Annotated in this window: 18 protein-coding genes; 10 read left to right on the forward strand and 8 right to left on the reverse strand. The window is 69.9% G+C overall.

All coding sequences use genetic code 11. The features are described 5' to 3' along the window. The first annotated feature begins 19 nt into the window (after positions 1–19). From ACLJPX_RS30855 to ACLJPX_RS30870, 4 genes are all read left to right on the forward strand, one after another. Positions 20–841 (forward strand): PaaX family transcriptional regulator C-terminal domain-containing protein, encoded by an 822-nt coding sequence (locus ACLJPX_RS30855; RefSeq protein WP_410604007.1) that lies wholly within the window; start codon positions 20–22, stop codon positions 839–841. Continuing rightward, on the forward strand, positions 838–1,620 hold the full coding sequence (locus tag ACLJPX_RS30860) for a tryptophan 2,3-dioxygenase (RefSeq protein ID WP_101605809.1): 783 nt from the start codon (positions 838–840) through the stop codon (positions 1,618–1,620). Before ACLJPX_RS30855 ends, ACLJPX_RS30860 begins: the two co-directional genes overlap by 4 nt. Beyond that, the gene (locus tag ACLJPX_RS30865) at positions 1,617–2,807 is read left to right on the forward strand and encodes a kynureninase (protein WP_101605810.1); all 1,191 of its coding nucleotides are present in this window, start codon (positions 1,617–1,619) and stop codon (positions 2,805–2,807) included. Before ACLJPX_RS30860 ends, ACLJPX_RS30865 begins: the two co-directional genes overlap by 4 nt. 117 nt (positions 2,808–2,924) lie before the next feature. Next, complete coding sequence (locus tag ACLJPX_RS30870; RefSeq protein WP_410604008.1) at positions 2,925–3,995, forward strand: Glu/Leu/Phe/Val family dehydrogenase; 1,071 nt, start codon at positions 2,925–2,927, stop codon at positions 3,993–3,995. Positions 3,996–4,081: 86 nt separating this feature from the next. Here the strand turns inward: ACLJPX_RS30870 and ACLJPX_RS30875 are convergent, their stop codons facing one another. Both ACLJPX_RS30875 and ACLJPX_RS30880 read right to left on the reverse strand, forming a co-directional pair. Then, positions 4,082–4,270, reverse strand: a complete 189-nt coding sequence (locus ACLJPX_RS30875; RefSeq protein WP_076164687.1) for a DUF5302 domain-containing protein — start codon at positions 4,268–4,270, stop codon at positions 4,082–4,084. A 76-nt stretch (positions 4,271–4,346) separates the two neighbouring features. Beyond that, positions 4,347–5,312, reverse strand: coding sequence for a winged helix-turn-helix transcriptional regulator (locus ACLJPX_RS30880; protein WP_410604009.1), 966 nt, complete (start codon positions 5,310–5,312; stop codon positions 4,347–4,349). A 131-nt stretch (positions 5,313–5,443) separates the two neighbouring features. On the opposite strand from ACLJPX_RS30880, the gene ACLJPX_RS30885 reads away from it, so the two are divergent. Together ACLJPX_RS30885 and ACLJPX_RS30890 are read left to right on the forward strand one after the other, a co-directional pair. Then, positions 5,444–6,916 carry a carotenoid oxygenase family protein gene (locus tag ACLJPX_RS30885; protein WP_410604010.1) on the forward strand — a complete coding sequence of 491 codons (1,473 nt, stop codon included), beginning with the start codon at positions 5,444–5,446 and terminating at the stop codon, positions 6,914–6,916. Positions 6,917–7,060: 144 nt separating this feature from the next. Beyond that, on the forward strand, positions 7,061–8,284 hold the full coding sequence (locus ACLJPX_RS30890) for an acetyl-CoA acetyltransferase (RefSeq protein WP_410604011.1): 1,224 nt from the start codon (positions 7,061–7,063) through the stop codon (positions 8,282–8,284). Here the strand turns inward: ACLJPX_RS30890 and ACLJPX_RS30895 are convergent. Further along, positions 8,200–8,598: a hypothetical protein gene (locus ACLJPX_RS30895; RefSeq protein WP_410604012.1), complete on the reverse strand. Its 399-nt coding sequence runs from the start codon at positions 8,596–8,598 to the stop codon at positions 8,200–8,202. The two genes, ACLJPX_RS30890 and ACLJPX_RS30895, sit on opposite strands and share 85 nt — an antisense overlap. A 92-nt stretch (positions 8,599–8,690) precedes the next feature. Next, positions 8,691–9,560 (reverse strand): alpha/beta fold hydrolase, encoded by an 870-nt coding sequence (locus ACLJPX_RS30900; protein WP_410604013.1) that lies wholly within the window; start codon positions 9,558–9,560, stop codon positions 8,691–8,693. Between the two features lie 61 nt (positions 9,561–9,621). Between ACLJPX_RS30900 and ACLJPX_RS30905 the strand changes: the two genes are divergently transcribed. Further along, positions 9,622–10,359 (forward strand): TetR/AcrR family transcriptional regulator, encoded by a 738-nt coding sequence (locus tag ACLJPX_RS30905; RefSeq protein ID WP_410604014.1) that lies wholly within the window; start codon positions 9,622–9,624, stop codon positions 10,357–10,359. Positions 10,360–10,458: 99 nt separating this feature from the next. Here ACLJPX_RS30905 and ACLJPX_RS30910 read toward each other — a convergent pair whose 3' ends face one another. Together ACLJPX_RS30910 and ACLJPX_RS30915 are read right to left on the reverse strand one after the other, a co-directional pair. Continuing rightward, positions 10,459–11,091 carry a TetR/AcrR family transcriptional regulator gene (locus ACLJPX_RS30910; protein ID WP_101605817.1) on the reverse strand — a complete coding sequence of 211 codons (633 nt, stop codon included), beginning with the start codon at positions 11,089–11,091 and terminating at the stop codon, positions 10,459–10,461. 200 nt (positions 11,092–11,291) lie between these two features. Continuing rightward, positions 11,292–12,662, reverse strand: a complete 1,371-nt coding sequence (locus ACLJPX_RS30915) for a sensor histidine kinase (RefSeq protein WP_410604015.1) — start codon at positions 12,660–12,662, stop codon at positions 11,292–11,294. A 77-nt stretch (positions 12,663–12,739) separates the two neighbouring features. Between ACLJPX_RS30915 and ACLJPX_RS30920 the strand changes: the two genes are divergently transcribed. Genes ACLJPX_RS30920 through ACLJPX_RS30930 form a run of 3 tightly spaced genes read left to right on the forward strand, consistent with a single transcriptional unit; the run spans position 12,740 to position 15,023 of the window. Beyond that, the gene (locus ACLJPX_RS30920; protein WP_233224295.1) at positions 12,740–13,255 is read left to right on the forward strand and encodes a lipoprotein ABC transporter ATP-binding protein; all 516 of its coding nucleotides are present in this window, start codon (positions 12,740–12,742) and stop codon (positions 13,253–13,255) included. Further along, on the forward strand, positions 13,252–13,911 hold the full coding sequence (locus ACLJPX_RS30925; protein WP_410604016.1) for an ATP-binding cassette domain-containing protein: 660 nt from the start codon (positions 13,252–13,254) through the stop codon (positions 13,909–13,911). The genes ACLJPX_RS30920 and ACLJPX_RS30925 overlap by 4 nt, the downstream gene beginning before the upstream one ends. Further along, positions 13,908–15,023, forward strand: coding sequence for an FtsX-like permease family protein (locus tag ACLJPX_RS30930; protein ID WP_101605821.1), 1,116 nt, complete (start codon positions 13,908–13,910; stop codon positions 15,021–15,023). Before ACLJPX_RS30925 ends, ACLJPX_RS30930 begins: the two co-directional genes overlap by 4 nt. Here ACLJPX_RS30930 and ACLJPX_RS30935 read toward each other — a convergent pair. Continuing rightward, a complete protein-coding gene (locus tag ACLJPX_RS30935; protein WP_101605822.1) occupies positions 15,020–15,721 on the reverse strand; it encodes a response regulator transcription factor in 702 nt (233 codons plus the stop codon). The two genes, ACLJPX_RS30930 and ACLJPX_RS30935, sit on opposite strands and share 4 nt — an antisense overlap. Before the next feature lie 76 nt (positions 15,722–15,797). Continuing rightward, on the reverse strand, positions 15,798–17,282 hold the full coding sequence (locus ACLJPX_RS30940; protein ID WP_410604017.1) for an apolipoprotein N-acyltransferase: 1,485 nt from the start codon (positions 17,280–17,282) through the stop codon (positions 15,798–15,800). Between the last annotated feature and the right edge of the window lie 46 nt (positions 17,283–17,328).

Consider the following 17,328-nt stretch of genomic DNA (forward strand, 5'->3'; position numbering starts at 1 on the left):
GGTGTATAGAGTTGCTCGCATGCCCGAATCGGCCACACCTCACGGCGACCCAGGTCCCCAGGAACTGGTGATGACGCTGCTCGGCACCTACGTGTCGCCGCGCGAGAGCCGCCGTGTCTGGTCCGGCGGCCTGGTCGGCGTGCTCGCCGGGCTGGGCTACTCCGACGGCGCGGCGCGGATCGCGCTGGCCAGGCTCGCCCGCCGCGATCTGCTCGCGAGACACAAGTCGGGCAGGCTCGTCCACTACTCGCTGACCCGCCGCACGATCGCGTTGCTCGACGACGGCGACCGCCGGATCTTCTCCCTCGGCAGGCGCGAACGCGAGGTCGGGGAGTGGACGGTCCTGTGGCAGAGCATCCCCGAAAGCCGTCGTCAGGCCCGGGAACGGCTGGTGCGACGGCTGCGCTTCCTGGGTTTCGGCCCGGTACAGGACGGCACCTGGATCGCCCCGCACGACCGCGAGGCCGAGGTGCTCGCCCTGCTGACCGAATTGGACGTCTCCGAACACGCCGGGCTGATGCTCGGGACACCGTCGGCGGGGCTCGACGTCCGGCGGTTCGCCGGCCGGGCCTGGAACCTCGACGGCCTCGCCGCGCGTTACGACGCGTTCGTCCGAGATTTCGGCGGATATTCAGGCGACCTGCCTGACGCCGAGGCGTTCCAGGTCCGAACCTGGCTGACGCACACCTTCCGCGCCTTCCCGTCGCTCGATCCGGAACTCCCGGTCGGGCTGGTGCCCGCTCCGCCGAGCCGGGCGGCCGCGGTCGAGCTCTTCCACGATCTTTACGAGGCGCTGGCACCGGCGGCACAGCGCCACTTCGATGAGGTGACCGAACCATGAACGACACTCAGGCGGCATTGAGTTACACGTCCTACCTTTCGCTGGACGAAGTGCTGGACGCGCAGCATCCGAGGTCCGACGAACACGATGAACTGCTCTTCATCGTGATCCACCAAGTGTATGAACTTTGGTTCAAACAAGTTCTCCACGAGGCGCTTTACCTGCAGGAGCAACTCGAAGCGGGTAACACCGCTCACGCCACCCGCACGCTGAGGCGAATCCTGACTATCTTCAAGGTGGTGGTCGCGCAGATCGATGTGCTCGAGACGATGACTCCGAGCCAGTTCACCAGCTTTCGCGCGCGACTCGACGCTTCGAGCGGGTTCCAGTCGGCTCAATTCCGCGTACTGGAGGCCGTTCTCGGCCGCCGGGACGAGCGGGTGTTCGCGCATTACCCCGAGGGCGGTGACCAGCGTGCCCAGATCGCGGACGCGATGGCACGGCCGTCGCTCTTCGATTCCTTCGTCACGTACCTCGCGGTGAAGGAGTACGACGTCCCGACCGGGCGCGATGTCACCAAGCCACTCGAACCCTCTCCGGCGCTCCAAGAGGTTCTGCTGCGGGTGTACCGCGACGACACAGGGCCGTCCGTCGTGGCGGAGCACCTGGTCGATCTGGACGAAGGGATGCAGGAGTGGCGGTATCGGCACGTGAAGATGGTCGAGCGCACCATCGGAGACAAGACCGGGACGGGGGGCTCGTCGGGCGCGCACTACCTGCGTTCGACGCTTTTCTCCCCGATGTTCCCGGACCTCTGGGCGGTGCGGAGCAGGCTTTGACGAACCTCGACGAGCTACGCCGCGACCCCAACGCGCTCGCGGCGCATTACACGGAATTCGGTGTGGCGGACCGGATCCTGTTGACCGGGCACTCCCACCAGGCCTGGCCGGACGTTGCGCGGGAAGGCCTTCTCGAGGCCTTCGCCGACGCGGCCGAAGAGGTCGACACGAAATGGGACCGGGCCTTCGCGAAGGCCGACGAGCTGCGGGCCGGGTTCCGGGCGCTGCTCGGTGACCCGCACGGCGGCATCGCGCTCGGCGCCAGCACCCACGATCTGGTGATCCGGTTCCTGTCGGCGATGGACCTGCGCGGGCGCCCGCGCCTGATCACCACCGACGGGGAGTTCCACACGCTGCGCCGTCAGCTGGCGCGACTGGCCGAGGAAGGCGTGGAAGTCGTCCGCGTCCCCTCGGCACCGGTCGCCACCCTGGCTGAGCGTGTCGCGGCCGAGGTCACCGAAGACACCGCCGCCGTCCTCGTGTCGGCGGTGCTGTTCGAGACCTCCCGGCTCGTGCCGGGCCTGGCCCACCTCGCCGACGTCTGCCTCTCGAAGTCGGTGAACCTCGTCGTCGACGCGTACCACGCGCTCGGCGTCGTCCCGTTCGCGCTGCACGACCTCGGGCTCACCAACGCCTGGGTCCTCGGCGGCGGCTACAAGTACCTCCAGCTCGGCGAGGGCAACTGCTTCCTGCGGATGCCCGCGCACGCGCAGGAACTGCGGCCGGTCGTCACCGGCTGGTACGCCGAATTCGGCGCGCTCGCGGACGAGCGCCGACCCGGCCAGGTCGCCTACGCGAGCGGTTCGGACAGGTTCGCCGGGGCGACCTACGACCCGACGAGCCACTACCGGGGCGCTCGTGTGTTCCGGTTCTTCGCCGAGCAAGGGCTCACGCCCGAGTTCCTGCGGGAGGTCTCGCGGCACCAGGTCGGCTTCCTCGCCGAAGGCTTCGACAAGCTGGGCCTGCCCGAAGACGTCATCACTCGCGACCGCGAGACGCCGCTGGACCGCATCGGCGGCTTCCTGTCCCTGAAGTGCGCGGACGCCGGAGCGTTGCAGGCCGCCCTCGCCGAACGCGGGGTCCGGACCGACAGCCGCGGCGCGTACCTGCGGTTCGGCCCGGCGCCGTACCTTTCCGACGGTCAACTCGACTCCGCACTGCGCATCCTGGGCGAGATCGTCCGCTAGGTTTGCGCTGTGGCACCGTCGCCGCCGGATGACCTTCGTGCGGGGGCTGTGCCTTGTTCCAGGAACTTCGCACGTGAGCCACAAGCCGCGTGCACTCCATGACAAGGAGTCACCACAGTGACCGAAGTGTTCGGCCAAGGTACCGGCCATGAACAGGTCGTCTTCTGCCAAGACCAGGCCACCGGCCTGAAGGCCATCATCGGGATCTACTCGACGGCGCTGGGGCCGTCGCTCGGCGGGACCCGGTTCTACCCCTACGCATCCGAGGACGCCGCGCTCGCGGACGTCCTCGCGCTGTCGAAGGGCATGGCCTACAAGAACGCGCTCGCCGGGCTCGACCTCGGTGGCGGCAAGGCCGTCATCATCGGCGACCCCCACAAGCACAAGTCCGAAGCGCTGCTTCGCGCCTTCGGCCGGTTCGTCCAGTCGCTGGGCGGCCGCTACATCACCGCCTGCGACGTGGGCACCTACGTGCAGGACATGGACATCGTCGCCCGCGAATCGGAGTTCGTCACGGGCCGCTCGCCGGAGAACGGCGGCGCCGGCGATTCCTCCGTGCTCACCGCCTTCGGCACCTACCAGGGCATGCGCGCCTCCGCGGACGCCGTCTGGGGCGTCCCGGACCTCGCGGGCCGCAAGGTCGGCGTCGCCGGGGTCGGGAAGGTCGGGCACATCCTGGTCGGGCACCTGATCGAAGCGGGCGCGCAGGTGGTCATCACGGACGTCTCGCCCGCGGCGATCGAGCGCACCCGCGCGGCGTACCCGGGTGTCGAGGTCGTCGAGGACCTCGACACGCTGATGCGCACCGAGCTCGACGTCTTCGCGCCGTGCGCGCTGGGCGGTGTGCTCACCGACGAGACCGTCGCCGAACTCCGCACCAAGATCGTGTGCGGCGCGGCCAACAACCAGCTCGCGCACCCGGGCGTCGACAAGCTGCTCGACGACCGCGGCATTCTCTTCGCGCCGGACTACCTGGTCAACGCGGGTGGTGTGATCCAGGTCGACGACGAGCGGCACGGCTTCGACTTCGCGCGGGCGAAGCGCAAGACGACGGCCATCTTCGACACCACCAAGGCGGTGTTCGCGCTGGCCAAGGCCGACGGCGTGCCCCCGGCGGCGGCGGCCGACCGGCTGGCCGAGCGCCGGATGACCGAGGTCGGCGGACTGCGGTCGATCCTGACCGTGTAGGTCTCGCGTCCCGTAACGCTATGAAAGGCCCGTTACTTGCAAAATTTGCAAGTAACGGGCCTTTCATGTCACGTGGGGGCTGGGACTCAGCCGCTCTTGCGACGGAACGTGCGCTTGTTCGCGGCGGGCCCGTGCGCGTGCAGGTTCTTGCCGCCCGCGTTCTCGTGGGCCGAGCCGGAGCGGGCCTGAGCCTGCTTGCGCTCCAGCGCCTCACGGAACTTGCGCTTGGTGTCGTCCTCTTCTCCATCCGCTGGGGACGGCGCGGGTTCAGTCATTGCTACCTCCGAGGTGACGACATGTGACAAGTGCCCAGCCTGTCAGGAACCACCCCGGATGGCGAGTCGATTTACGTCACCTCGGCGGGGCGGGCAGCTGGACCGGGCCGCCGAACTGGATCCGGTTCCGCAGCAGCGGCCGCCAGCAGTGGTCGCACAGCAGGATCGGCTTCAACCGGTTGCCGCAGTCCACGTGCTCCAGCGTGATGTCGGGTTCCTGTCCCGGCACTTCGAAGCCGCGCGACCACTCGGCGATGAAGGCCAGCGCGGGGAAGAACGCGAGGCCTTTCGCGGTCAGCCGGTAGTCGTGCGCGTCGGTGCGGGTCTTCGCGATCCCGGTCCGCAGGACGCCGACCTCCACGAGTTTCGACAGCCTGCCCGAAAGCACGCTGGGCCCGATGCCGAGTTCGCGTTCGAACTCCGAGAAGTGCCGTGCCCCGAGCAGCGCGCTCACCACGAGCCCGGTCGACCATCGGTCGCCGAGGAGTTCCATCGTGTCCGGGAAGAACATCAGCGGATCGGCGGCCAGGGCCTCGGCGTCCTTGCGGCGGAAGCGTTTCCCCGCCGTCGCTTCGACGACGCCGGTGTCGTCGAGGCGGCGCGCGCGGATGTCGCGGGCGTCGACCCGGCGTTCGCAGGCGGCACAGCCGAGCGGCGCCGACGTCGCCAGTTCGCAGTCGAGGTGGATCAGCGTCGGCAGGACGGCACGCCGTCCCTCGACCCATTCCCTTTCCCAGGCCCAGATCGAGATCAGCAGCGGCCACAGTTCGAGGCCGCGTTCGGTGAGCCGGTACTCGTGCCGGGTGCGCCGCGCGTCCCGGTACGGCGTGCGGACGAGCATGCCCGCGTCGACCATTTCGCGCAGCCGCCCGGACAACGCGGTGGGGGAGATGCCGAGCCGGAGCCGGAGTTCCTCGTAACGGCGGAAGCGCAGGAAGAGGCTCTGCAGGATCAGCAGGGTCCACTGATCGCCGAGCAGTTCGAGAGCCCGGCGCAGCGGATCGCCCGCCGGCCTGACGCGGTGCGCCGTCGCCTCTGTCACGTAGTTCCCTTCGGATGGTGTGTCGCTCTCAGCGTACTACTGACTACATCAAACGAAGCCTATTGACAGCTGACTACAGAAATCATAGTGTCTCAGCCAGTCGGTCAACGCGAACCAACCGGGGAGAACCGATGACCAGCACCTCCGAGCAGCCGATCCTGGTGGCAGCCGCCACCGGGGAACCCGAGGTCAACCCGTATCTGATGGGCGTCTACGCCCCGGTCGGCGAGGAACTCGACGCGAGCGATCTCGAGGTCATCGGCAAGATCCCCGCGGATCTCAACGGGGTGTACCTGCGCAACGGGCCCAACCCCCGGTTCGAGCCGGAGGGCCGCTACCACTGGTTCGACGGCGACGGCATGATCCACGCCGTCCACCTGGAGAACGGCAAGGCCCGCTACCGCAACCGCTGGGTCCGCACCAAGGCGTTCGAGGCCGAATCCGAAGCGGGCAAGGCGCTCTGGAAGGGCGTCATGGAGTCGCCCAAGGACAACCCGTTCGGCAACACGCACGGCCTGAACGTCAAGGACAGCGCCAACACCGACCTGATCTTCCATCGCGGCCAGGTGCTCTCCACCTGGTACATGTGCGGCACGCCGTACGCGGTGGACCCGCTCTCGCTGGAGACGCTGGGCGCCGAAGACTTCCTCGGCACGCTGGTCGGCGACATGATGGCCCATCCGAAGGTCGACGAGCGCACCGGCGAGATGTTCTGGTTCGACTACGGTCCCCGGCCGCCGTACCTGCGCTACGGCGTGATCAGCGCGGACGGCAAGGTCGTGAGCACGACCGAGATCGAACTCCCCGGCCCGCGCCTGCCGCACGACATGGCGATCACCGAGAACTACGCCGTCTTGATGGACCTGCCGCTGATCCAGGACATGGAGGCGGCGCGCAACGGGCGCCACAAGCTGCTGTTCGACCGGTCGCTGCCGAGCCGGTTCGGGGTGCTGCCTCGCTACGGTAACGGTAGCCAGATCCGCTGGTTCGAGGCCAGCCCGTGCTACATCTACCACGTCGTCAACTCCTGGGAGCAGGGCGAGGAAATCGTCCTCGACGTCTGCCGCGTCCAGCGCCCGCAACCGCGCGCCGACGCGCACACCCCGCTCGCCAAAATGCTGTCGTACCTGCGGCTGGACGCCTCGCTGCACCGCTACCGGTTCAACCTGCGGACCGGACAGTGCCTGGAGGCCCAGCTCGACGACGACAACACCGAATTTCCGTCCGTCGACTCGAGGGTGGTCGGCGGCCGGAACCGCTTCTCCTACGCGGTGCACATCTCGCCGGATTCGACGCTCAAGTTCGACGGCCTGGTGTGTTACGACAATCGTGCCGGCGCCAAGACCGAATACCGTTTCGGTCCGGGCCGGTGGGGTAGTGAGGCGCCGTTCGCACCTCGCGACGGCGCGGCCGCCGATTCCGATGACGGCTATCTGGTGACCTTTGTCCAGGACGAGCGTGAGGGGCGCTCGGAGCTGGACATCTTCGACGCCGCCGATCTCACTGCCGGACCCGTGGCCAGGGTCCTGTTGCCCCAGCGTGTCCCGCTCGGTTTTCACGCGACCTGGGTCCGGGCGGACCAGCTGGAACCTTCCCGTAAGTGAGTGATCCCCTTTCGTGCCGGCCCACCGCCAGCGGTGTGGGCAGGTGCGCGAGGGCCGGAGTAGCCGCCGTCCGAGTCGCCCCTTCCAGGGGGTGGGGCGACTCGGGCACGGCACCGGCCCTGGACCTGGAGAGTGGAACGGCCGATGACGGTCTTCGTACTGGGCGGGGCACAGACCGATTTCGCGCGGAACTTCGCGAAAGAGGGCGGCGGGCTGTTCGAGATGTTCGCCGAAGTGGTGCCGGACGCGCTGGTGGACGCGCAGGTCGAGCCGAACGACATCGGTGTCGCCCACGTCGGCAACCTGGCGGCCGAGTTGTTCACCGGTCAGGCCCAGCTCGGCGGGCTGCTGGTGGCGGCCGTCCCGGATCTGGACGGCATCCCGAGCACCCGGCACGAGGCCGCCTGCGCTTCGGGCGGGACGGCGGTGCTCGCCGCGAGTGCCGACATCGAGTCCGGGCGGTACGACGTCGCGCTGGTGACCGGGCTGGAGCTCATGCGCAACACCGACGCGCGGTCCGCGGCGGGCCACCTCGGTTCCGCGGCCTGGGTCGGCGCCGAGGCGCGCTCGGCCGATTTCCCTTGGCCCGCCTTGTTCGCCGACGTCGCCGATGCCTACGACTGGCGGTACGGGCTCGATCCCGGGCACCTCGGCCTGTTCGCCCGCAACGCTTTCGCGAACGCCGCGCTCAACCCGATGGCGCAGGCGCGCGACTGGAGTTTCCCCGACGGCTCGTTCGGCCAGGACGACCGGCTGAACCCCGTCGTGGCGGGCGCGCTGCGCAAGAACGACTGCGGCCGCATCTCCGACGGAGCCGCCGCGATCGTCCTCGCCTCACCGGAATTCGCCGCCGAGTGGGCGAAACGCGTGGGCCGCGATCTCGCCGAAGTCCCGCGACTGGCCGGATTCGGTCACCGGACGGCGCATTTGTCGTTGCGGGGCAAGCTGGATCGCGCCGAAGGACAGGAGTACCTGTTCCCGCATCTGCGGGGTGCGGTGCTCGACGCGTACCGGCGCGCGAAGGTCTCCGGCGCCGAGGAGATGGACGTCGTCGAACTGCACGACTGTTTCACCATCACCGCGCTGGTGGCGCTGGAACATCTCGGCGCGGCCCCGCCGGGAGCGGCCGGACGGCTCGTCGAATCCGGCGGGATCGCGCGGGACGGCGTTCTCCCGGTGAACCCCGGCGGCGGGCTGCTCGGCCTCGGTCATCCGGTCGGCGCGACCGGGGTGCGGATGGTGCACGACGCCGCGCGCCAGGTCGCGGGAACCGCCGGGCCGCTTCAGATCGAGGGGGTGCGGAACGTGCTGACCTTGAACGTCGGGGGATCCTTCACGACCGTGGTCGCGATGGTCGTCGCCCGCTGAACCCACCGGCCGCGATACGCCGCTCCGGTGAGCGTCGCCCCGAGGAAGACCGCGGCGGCGACGCCGGTTTCGAGGGTGAACTGGAGTGCGCCGAGCGAGCCGACGGTGAATCCCGAATGGACACTCCAGGCGATCACCGCCGTCCCGGCCGCGGCGGCCGTGCTCGTCACCGCTCCGGCGATCAGCACGACGAAACCCAGTGCCGCCAAGGACAAGCCGTGATGGTCCGCCGAGCCGAAGAGCCCGGCCACCGAGGCCGCGGCGACGACGGCGACACAACCGAACGGGAAACCGAAGCACTCGGGGTTCCTCATCCGCCCAGTCAACTCCGCGTGACCGGGTGTGCGGGCAGCGTGAACGTTTTCCCTACGCGTTCGCCGGGATTCTTGACGAAATCCTGATCCCCTCAGGCCTTGCGCGCGTGCGAGGTGATCGTTTCGGCGATCGCGGGCCACAGCTGCCGCGGCAGTTCGTGTCCCATCCCGGGGAACACCACCAGCTCGGCGTCCGGGATCGCTTCCGCGGTCGCCTTGCCGCCGCTGACGTTGATCAGCGGGTCGCTCTCGCCGTGGATGACGAGCGTCGGGACGTGGACCTCGCGCAGCCTCGCCGTCCGGTCGCCCGAAGCGACGACGGCGGCGGCCTGCCGCAACGCGCCGGCCGGGTGATTCGCCCGGTCGTAGTTGCGGGTGGCCTTCATCCGCAGGTACTCGTCGTCGGAAGGGTGCCCGGGCGAGCCCACGAGCTTGAACCACGTGACGCCGTCTTCGATGGCCTGCTCACGGGTGGCGGCGGGCGGCCGGGTCAGTCCGGCCAGCGCCTCCGGCTCCGGATGCCCGACCGAGGGGTCGCCGGTGGTCGACATGATCGACGTCAGGCTGAGCAGCCGTTCCGGCGAGTCGATCGCGAGCTGCTGCACGATCATCCCGCCCATCGACGCGCCGACGACGTGCGCGCGCTCGAAGCCGAGCGCGTCGAACAGCCCGGTGACGTCGGAGGCGAGATCCGAGAGCAGGTACGGCGCCGTCGTCAGGTCGCCCGAGGCCAGCGCGGCGAGGTCCGGCACGGGAAGGCCGTCCAGATAGGACGAGAGGCCGATGTCGCGGTTGTCGAACCGGACGACGTGGAAGCCGCCCTCGGCGAGCAGTTCGCAGAAGCCGGTCTCCCAGGTGACCATCTGTGCGCCGAGCCCCATCACCAGGACGAGCGGCGGATCGGCGGGGGAGCCGAAGGTGTCGTACTCGAGCTCGAGGCCGTTCACACGCGCGCGGGGCATGGCACGATCCTGCCGGAAGCCCCCGCCGTACGACCAGTCGAATGCGGTTACGGTAGCCCGCATGCCGACTTACTCCGAAGACGCGGGTTCGCGACCCCGATCCCGTGCGGCTTCCGGACGGCCGGCGGTCACCAAGGACCGGATCATCGACGCCGCGCTGGAGCTGTCGGCCGAGACCGGGCTGGAAAACTGGACGTTGCGGCAGCTCGCGGCCGCCGTCGACGCCTACCCCGCGGTGGTCTACCACCACGTGGGCGACCGGGACACCGTCGTCGTCGCGGTGCTGGACCGGGTGGTCGGCGAACTGACCCTGCCCGACGAGACCCTGCCGTGGCGGGCCTGGTTCGACGGGTTCCTGCCCACCGTGCGGACCGTGCTGCGCCGCTATCCGGGTTCGGCGCGACGGCTGGCCCTGTTCGGCCCGTCGGTCGCCGCCGCCGTGCCGACCATGAACACCGGCATCGGCCGCCTGCTCGCGGCCGGATTCGGCACCGAGGCGCCGTTCGCCTACAACCTGCTGCTCGCCACCGCCTGTCAGTTCGTCGCGATGGAGGACGACCGCGAGAGCGCGATGGCGCTCCAGATGGACCGGTCCGAGGGCTACGCGGCGTATCGCACCCGCGAAGACCTGCCGGGGATGGCGGCGCTGGGCGAGTCGATCGCGGCGCTGGTCGCCGATCCCGATCTCGCGGCCGGCTACTACGAGCGTCTCTACGCTTACGCGGTCGAGCGCTGCCTCGACGGGCTGGAGCACCGGCTCACCCAGTTGAACGCATTCGAAAGTTTGACAGAGCCGTGACAGTGAATCGGCGTAGTGTGGAGGGATACCGGTGCTTCGTCACCGGTCCCGAAGCCCCTGGCACCCACCTCCCCCTCGAGGTGCCGGGGGCTTCTCATGTCACTGGCGCGGGGCGGCGCGCTGGATCTCGGGGAACACCTCACCGACCAGCGTGACCAGCGATTTGCTGAGCAGCGTGTGCACCTGCGAGCGGTCGAGCGAACCCCGGACGAGCCATTCGCGGCCCGCCGCCTTGACCATTCCGCCGAACGCGCGGACCAGCGCGTTCAGCTCTTGCCCGTGCTCGCTTTCGCGGGAGAGGCCGACGGCTTCGAGCACCCGGTCGGCCGATTCGCGATCGGCCTCTTCGAGAATCCGTTCGACTTCGAGGTCCCGGCCGATGCCCTCCGGCGCGATCGCGGCCAGCCACATCTTCTCCTGGCTGGTGACCATGTCCAGGAACCAGTCGATGGCGACGTCGGCGCGCAGTTCGAGCGGGCCCTCCGGCAGGATCTCGACGGCGAGGCGCGGCACGGTCAGCGCCCGCCGGATGATCTCCAGGTAGAGCTCACGTTTGGTACCGAAGTAGTGGTTGATCAGACCCCTGGCCACCCCGGCCTCCGCCGCGATGTCCGATGTGGACACTTCGGAGTAGGGACGGTCCCCGAAAAGCCTGGCGGCGCAGACGAAGATCTGCTCCTTGCGCTCGTCCGGTTCCAGTCTCCGCCATCTCGGCGCCGGCTCCGTGGTCATAGGGCAATCTTCCCACGATCGATTCAGCCCGGCCGGACGGTCGCGGGATTTCTGTGACATGTGAAAGCAAAGTGTAAGTTAATCCGGCGTGTACCGTCTGTTGGCCCGCTGGTCTTTACCGTCTTCTCTCAGGTGGCATGCCGTGCGCGCTGTCGGGGCGCGTTTGCCTCCTACCGGCCCGGCCTGGCGAGTAACCCCCCCTAGCTCGCCAGGCCCGGGCCTTCTTGATGCGGTGAAGGCCTTTCGGCGGGCAAGAGCAGCGTGAACGTCGTCGGCGACGGGCTCGTCAGCCGCAGTCGCCCGCCCTCCGCCTCGGACAGGCTCCGCGCCAGCCGCAGGCCGATCCCGTGGCCTTCCCGCTCCTCGGTCCGCTCTTCGGTCACGAACGGATCGGTCCCGTCCGGGATGGCCCCCTCGTCGCTCACGTCGATGGCCAGCGCCTCACCGGCGTCACGAGCGACGACGGTGACCGTGCCCCGTCCGTGCGTCGCCGCGTTGTCCAGCAGGACGGCGAGCACCTGCCGCACGGCCGCGTCCGCCGCCCGCGCCGGCAGGGCTTCCCGTCCGCTGATCCGCAGCGCGCGACCGCGCCCGGCGAGCAGGCCGTGCCAGGTCTGGCGGACCTCCTCGAAGAGTTTGCCCAGGTCGAGCAGCGCACGCGGCGCCCTGGTCTGCTTGGCCAGCGCCAGCAGATCGTCGATGGTCCGTTCCAGCCGGTCGGCCGAGGTGATGCCGTCGCGGATCGTGGCGTAGGGGTCGCGATCGGGGCTCTCCAGCGCCGCTTCAAGCTGCAGGCGCAGCCCGGTCAACGGCGTCCGCAGCTGGTGGGAGGCGTCGGAGGAGAAGGTGCGCTCCCGTTCCAGCGTCTCGCCGATCCGCTCTGAGGTGACGTCGAGCGCTTCGGCGACTTGGTCGATCTCGCGGACTCCGGTCCGGCGCGTGCGCACGGTGAAGTCGCCTTCGCCGAGGCGTTCGGCGGTGACGGCCAGTTCCTCCAGCGGCCGGGTCAGCCGGGTGGCGATCCGGCGTCCGATCAGCCAGCTGGCCCCGATCGCGATGAGGGCGAGCCCGGCCATCTTCAGCCAGGTCAGCCGGATCCGGGTGTCCAGCTCGGACCGGGGATGGGCGGCACGGACCACCCCGACCAGCGCCGCCCCGCTGAGCACCGGGACGGCGAGGACCACTTCGTCGCCGAGCCTCCCGGTCGCCATGTCGGTGTCGTGCGCCTCGCGGACGAACCGGTCTTCGGTCGCCGGGCCGTCGCCGGTCAGGAGCCTGCCGGTCGGCGTGTAGACCGCGACCCGGATGCCGTGGATCCGATCTTCGCCCTCGTCGGCTTCGACCGGTCTGAGTTCCGGGGTCCGGCCGTTGGCCAGTTCGCCGGTCACCGCGAGGGCGACGGTGTCGGCGGCGCGTTCGAGGTCGTGGGTGGACATCCCCTCGTGGAACCTGCCGACCGCGATGGCCAGCGGCACCCCGAAGAGGGTGATCGCCAGCACCGCGGCCAGCACGGTGAGGGTGACGATCCGGCGGCGCACGGACAGAGTGTGGCCGACGAGGACGAGGATCACCCACCCGAAGCGATATTTTGCCGTCCGTTGACCTGAGATCAAGGCGATGTTGACCCCGTTCGCCTTACCTTGGGGCCATGCGCCGACGTGCCGCCGTCATGGCAGGCCCGGGGCCCGGATCCGTCCCCCTCGTCCGGTTCGCCGTCCCGGGCGAGTGTGTGGCCGTGCTGCCCGCCGGAGGTGGGGAAACCCCCGGTGGCGGTCCCGGCGTCGGCGTCCTGCTCAGGCGCGGGAACCTCTTCGGCCATCTCACCGTCGAGCAGAACGTCTTGCTGGCGGGAAGGCTCGCCGCCCGTCGCGCCCCCGAAAACGCCGGTGACCTGCTCGAACTGGCCGGGCTGGCCGGCCGCGGTGACGCCTATCCCGGCACGCTGTCGGCGCTGGAAGGCGCGCGGGCCGGCGTCGCCGTCGCGCTGGCCGGGGCGCCCGAGGTACTGCTCGCCGACGAACCGGCGGGCGAACTCGACGGGCTCGCCGCACTCGAACTGATGGACCTGCTGTGCGCCGTCGCGACCCGCGGGACGGCCGTCGTCGTGGCGACCCGCGACCACGGGATCGCCGCGGCCGCGCACCGGATCGTGAGAGTGGCGTGACGGCACCTCTGGTCCGCACCGAAGAGCTGGCGCACACCTATGGCTCCGGGCTGACCGCGGTGGTGGCCGTGCACGGCGTCAGCTGCGTGATCGGCACGGACACCCGCGCGGTGGTGACCGGCCGGGCCGGTGCCGGGAAGACCACGCTGCTGCACCTGCTCGCCGGGATGAAGAAACCGACGGCGGGCACCATCGACTGGCCCGCGTTCGAGCCGTCCCCGCCGGGGCCCGACCTGATCGGGCTGGTCCTGCAGGACGGCGGGCTGCTGCGCGATCTCGACGTCCGGCTCAACGTCGCCCTGCCGCTGGTCCTCGCGGGCCGGACCGGCACCGCGGTCCGCGACGCCGTCGACGGCGCGCTGGACCTGGTGGGTCTCACCGGCTTCGCCAAGAAGGCACCCCGTGACCTGAGCGGTGAGCAGATCCGGCTGGCGATCCTGGCCAGGGCGCTCGCGCCCGCGCCGAAACTGATCCTCGCCGACGACCCGGCCGGCTGGCTCGACCGGCGCGAGGGGGAACGGCTCTTCGGCAGGCTCGTGCACGCGGCGGACCGGCTGGCCGCCGGGTTGCTGGTGGCCACGGCCGAACAGGCGCCGACGGACCTGTTCGGGGAGCACTGGTCGATGGTCGACGGGAAGCTGGTGCGGGACCGGTGATCGCGGCGATGGCGTTGTGGGTCGGCGGGATCGCGCGCGTGCGCCCCGCCAGGCTGGGCGTGCCCGCCGCCGGGGTCGCGATCGTGACCACGCTGCTCGCGGTGCACGGCTGGACCGGGGCACCGGCGCCGCCGTGGGTACCCGCGACGGTGCTCGTGGTGCTGCTGGCCGCCCCGTCGGAGCGTTCACTGCGGGGAGACCAGGACCTGCTGCGGGCCCGCGGCGCGACCGGCGGGCAGGTGCTCGGGCTGGCTTCGGCCGAAGCCGCGGCCGCCGGGCTGGCCGGTGGCGTGGCGGGTGTCGCGCTGTCGCTGGCCGCCGGTTTCCTGCCCGGATCGGGGTTGTCCCTTGTCCGGGAAATCGTTCTCTTGCTGCTCGGCGGCCTGGTCGTCGCGGCCCTCGCCGTCCTGCCGCCGGTGCTGCGCGAGTGGTATTTCGTCCCGGCCGACGACGGGCCGCCCTGGTGGACGGCCTACGGCCTCGACTTCGTCCTGCTCGCGCTCGCGTTCTTCTGGCCGCTGCTCGGCTGGGCGGGCGGCACGATGTTGCTGTGGCGCCTGGTGGAGCTGGGGCTGCGCAAAGGAAAACGGGCGATCGGCGGGGCGCTCAGGCCGCTCGTCTCCGGGCTCGCGGGAGTGCTCGCGCTGTCCATTTCGTGGCGGAGCGCGTTGCTGGCGCGGTCGGTGGCGCTGGTCGCGCTGGCGGTGGCGTTCGCGATCTCGTCCGCCCTCACCAGGGACGGCTGCACCGCGGCGACGGTGGACCGGGTGGCGTCACTCCTGCTCGCCGCGGCCGCGGCGGGACCGTCGTTCGGGCTGGCGCTCAACGAACGCCGCCGCGACCTGCTGATCGTCAGCACCCTCGGCGGGAAACGCCGTCAGGTGGCGACCTTCATCGCGGGCGACGCGCTGATCGTCGGCGGCGGGGGACTGATCGCCGGGCATCTGCTCGGCGTGTTGTTCGTCCTGCTCACCCCGGTGGAATGGGTGGCTTTCCCCCACGGGTACTTCGGGATGCTGGGCGCGGTCGTGATCGTTTCGTGCGTCGTGGCGTCCGCGCGGATCGCGCAGCTCGCCGCCCGCGACGAAGTGTCCGATCTTCGCGACTACTAGCCCTCGAAGGGCTGTTCGAGGCGGTAGCCGTGGCCGCGCAGGGTCGAAATCCTCGGCGCCTGCTCGGGGGTGGGCGCCGACTCGGCCAGTTTCCGTCGCAGCGCGGCGATGTGGACGTCGAGGGTCTTCGTGGAGCCGTACCAGTGCGCGTCCCACACCTCCGACATCAGGGTGTCCCGGCTGACCGCCACGCCCGGCTGTTCGGCCAGCCGGGCGAGCAGATCGAACTCCTTGGCGCGCAACGGGATCTCCCGTCCGCCGACGCTGACCCGCCGCCCGGCGGTGTCCACCCGCAGATGCCCAACGGCGATCGCGGGCCTGCTCTCCGGCGGGGCCGTCCCGCGCCGCAGGTGCGCCCGCACCCTGGCGAGCAGTTCGCCGAGGCGGATGGGTTTGGTGAGGTAGTCGTCGGCGCCGGCCTCAAGGCCGACGACGACGTCCATCTCCTCCTGCCGGGCGGTCAGGATGACCAGCACGGCGCCGGGGAGCGCCGCGCGCAGCCGACGGCAGACCTCGACCCCGTCCAGATCCGGCAGGCCGAGATCGAGCAGGACGAAGTCGATGTCGTCGGCCGCCGCGGCCGCGAGCGCGGTGCGGCCGTCCCGCTGCCAGGAAACCTCGTAGCCGTGCAGGCGAAGGGTCGATTCGAGGACGCCGCCGATCGCGTCGTCGTCTTCCACCACCAGCAATTTCGGCATGCGGGGGAGCTTAACCGTTGAACACTGTTCTTTTCGGCCAAGACGTTACGAACACCACCTCGTCCGTAACAGGGCGCTAACGTTTCCCTGTGCGTTTCCGCTGGAGTGTCCATAAAGGACAGAGCGCGGCGACGGCGAGACACAGCCAGGCGAACACGTCGCCGACACGGGCGTACACGGTCTGTGTTCTCGGCTGTACCGGCAGATCCGCGACGAGTGTCTGCTGGTCGGTGCGGAAATAGTCGGCTTTCCCGAGTACCCGGCCCTGATTGTCCACAGCTGTGGAAATACCGTGGGTGGAGTGCCGGAAGAGCGAGTAACCGTTTTCCACCGCGCGGAAGACCGCTTTCTCCGAGTGCAGTGAGCCGAATCCCTGCCAGTCGTTCGCGGGCACGAGCATCAGCGAGGTCTCCTTGTCCGCGGCCTGGCGCATCAGGCCGGGGTAGTCGGCGTCGTAACAGATGACCGTCGCGAGCCGTCCGTACGGCGAATCCGCGGTGGGCACGACTCCCGGGCCGGGCTTCATCGGTTCCATCGGCGTCGGATGCGTCTTGTCGTAGGTCCACAGCACTTCGCCCGTCGGCCCGACGAGCACGGCCAGATTCCGGATGTACGGAGCTTGGGCGGTGTAGAGCGCGTAGGCGAGCCCGACGTGGATACCCGCTTGTTTCGCTTCGGCGCCGACCCGTTTCAGCAGCTCCGCCTGGTCACGCTCCAGGACACTGGCGTGCGTTTCCGGCCAGATGACGATCTTCGCCCCCGCCGACGCCTGCTGCCGCGTCCTGGTCACGAGATCTTCGGTGACCGGCGCCAAGGCCGCGCCGACCGCGACCGGGTCCGCCGCGACGACTTCCTGTGCCCGCCAGTACTTCACGCCGATCCGCTCCAGTGCGTCGGTACTCGCCGTGTCCGCGGCCGTCGAGGGACTGATCCCCGCGATCCGGACGGTCTGCGTCGTCGGTGCGTCGAACAGCAACCGCGCGCCGCCCGCGAGGAACACCAGGCCGAGCACGCAGGCGTGGACGAGCGCCGTGCGCTTGACCCGCGGCCACCCTTCCGCCCACACGGTGTTGACCACCGAGGCGAACCACGCGAGGACGAAGGTGAGGCCGTACACGCCGGTCACGGACGCCGTCTGGAGCAGCGGCAGATTTCCGGACTGGGTGCTGCCGAGCGCGCCGAAGTCCCCGAATCCGGTGACGAGGGTGAAGAGATATTCGGCCGCCACCAAGGTCGCCGGGAACACCAAGGTCTTCAGCGGCCCGGCACGGTCGGCGATCAGGCGGTCGGCGAGGAACGCCGTCGTCTGCAGCACCGCGAGCAGGGTGAAGGCGAGCAAGGCGGACAGGACGAACGCCAGGCCGGTGGCGCCGAGCCAGAACAGTTGCCCGATCAGCAGGGACAGGCCCACGAACAGGATCGCGCGCCGGACGGGGACCTGGCGGGCGTAGCGGAGCAGGAAGACCGGGAACACCCAAGCCGCGAGCGGGACGTTCCAATCGGTGTGGACGGAGAGCAGGAGCAGCGTTGTGCCCAGCCACCAGAGCAGCCGTGGTTTCATACCGCGAACGGTAGGAAACCACGGCCGCCCGGACAGCCGACCTTGG

Source organism: Amycolatopsis sp. lyj-90 (genome assembly GCF_046549035.1).
Taxonomy (GTDB): domain Bacteria; phylum Actinomycetota; class Actinomycetes; order Mycobacteriales; family Pseudonocardiaceae; genus Amycolatopsis.

Excerpts from the sequence above, each read along its gene's own strand:
- ACLJPX_RS30940 (WP_410604017.1), bottom strand. The coding sequence starts at position 17,282 with ATGAAACCACGGCTGCTCTGGTGGCTGGGCACAACGCTGCTCCTGCTC.
- ACLJPX_RS30890 (WP_410604011.1), top strand. The coding sequence starts at position 7,061 with ATGACGGTCTTCGTACTGGGCGGGGCACAGACCGATTTCGCGCGGAAC.
- ACLJPX_RS30900 (WP_410604013.1), bottom strand. The coding sequence starts at position 9,560 with ATGCCCCGCGCGCGTGTGAACGGCCTCGAGCTCGAGTACGACACCTTC.
- ACLJPX_RS30895 (WP_410604012.1), bottom strand. The coding sequence starts at position 8,598 with ATGAGGAACCCCGAGTGCTTCGGTTTCCCGTTCGGTTGTGTCGCCGTC.
- ACLJPX_RS30935 (WP_101605822.1), bottom strand. The coding sequence starts at position 15,721 with ATGCCGAAATTGCTGGTGGTGGAAGACGACGACGCGATCGGCGGCGTC.
- ACLJPX_RS30910 (WP_101605817.1), bottom strand. The coding sequence starts at position 11,091 with ATGACCACGGAGCCGGCGCCGAGATGGCGGAGACTGGAACCGGACGAG.
- ACLJPX_RS30885 (WP_410604010.1), top strand. The coding sequence starts at position 5,444 with ATGACCAGCACCTCCGAGCAGCCGATCCTGGTGGCAGCCGCCACCGGG.
- ACLJPX_RS30920 (WP_233224295.1), top strand. The coding sequence starts at position 12,740 with ATGCGCCGACGTGCCGCCGTCATGGCAGGCCCGGGGCCCGGATCCGTC.
- ACLJPX_RS30875 (WP_076164687.1), bottom strand. The coding sequence starts at position 4,270 with ATGACTGAACCCGCGCCGTCCCCAGCGGATGGAGAAGAGGACGACACC.
- ACLJPX_RS30905 (WP_410604014.1), top strand. The coding sequence starts at position 9,622 with ATGCCGACTTACTCCGAAGACGCGGGTTCGCGACCCCGATCCCGTGCG.
- ACLJPX_RS30860 (WP_101605809.1), top strand. The coding sequence starts at position 838 with ATGAACGACACTCAGGCGGCATTGAGTTACACGTCCTACCTTTCGCTG.
- ACLJPX_RS30855 (WP_410604007.1), top strand. The coding sequence starts at position 20 with ATGCCCGAATCGGCCACACCTCACGGCGACCCAGGTCCCCAGGAACTG.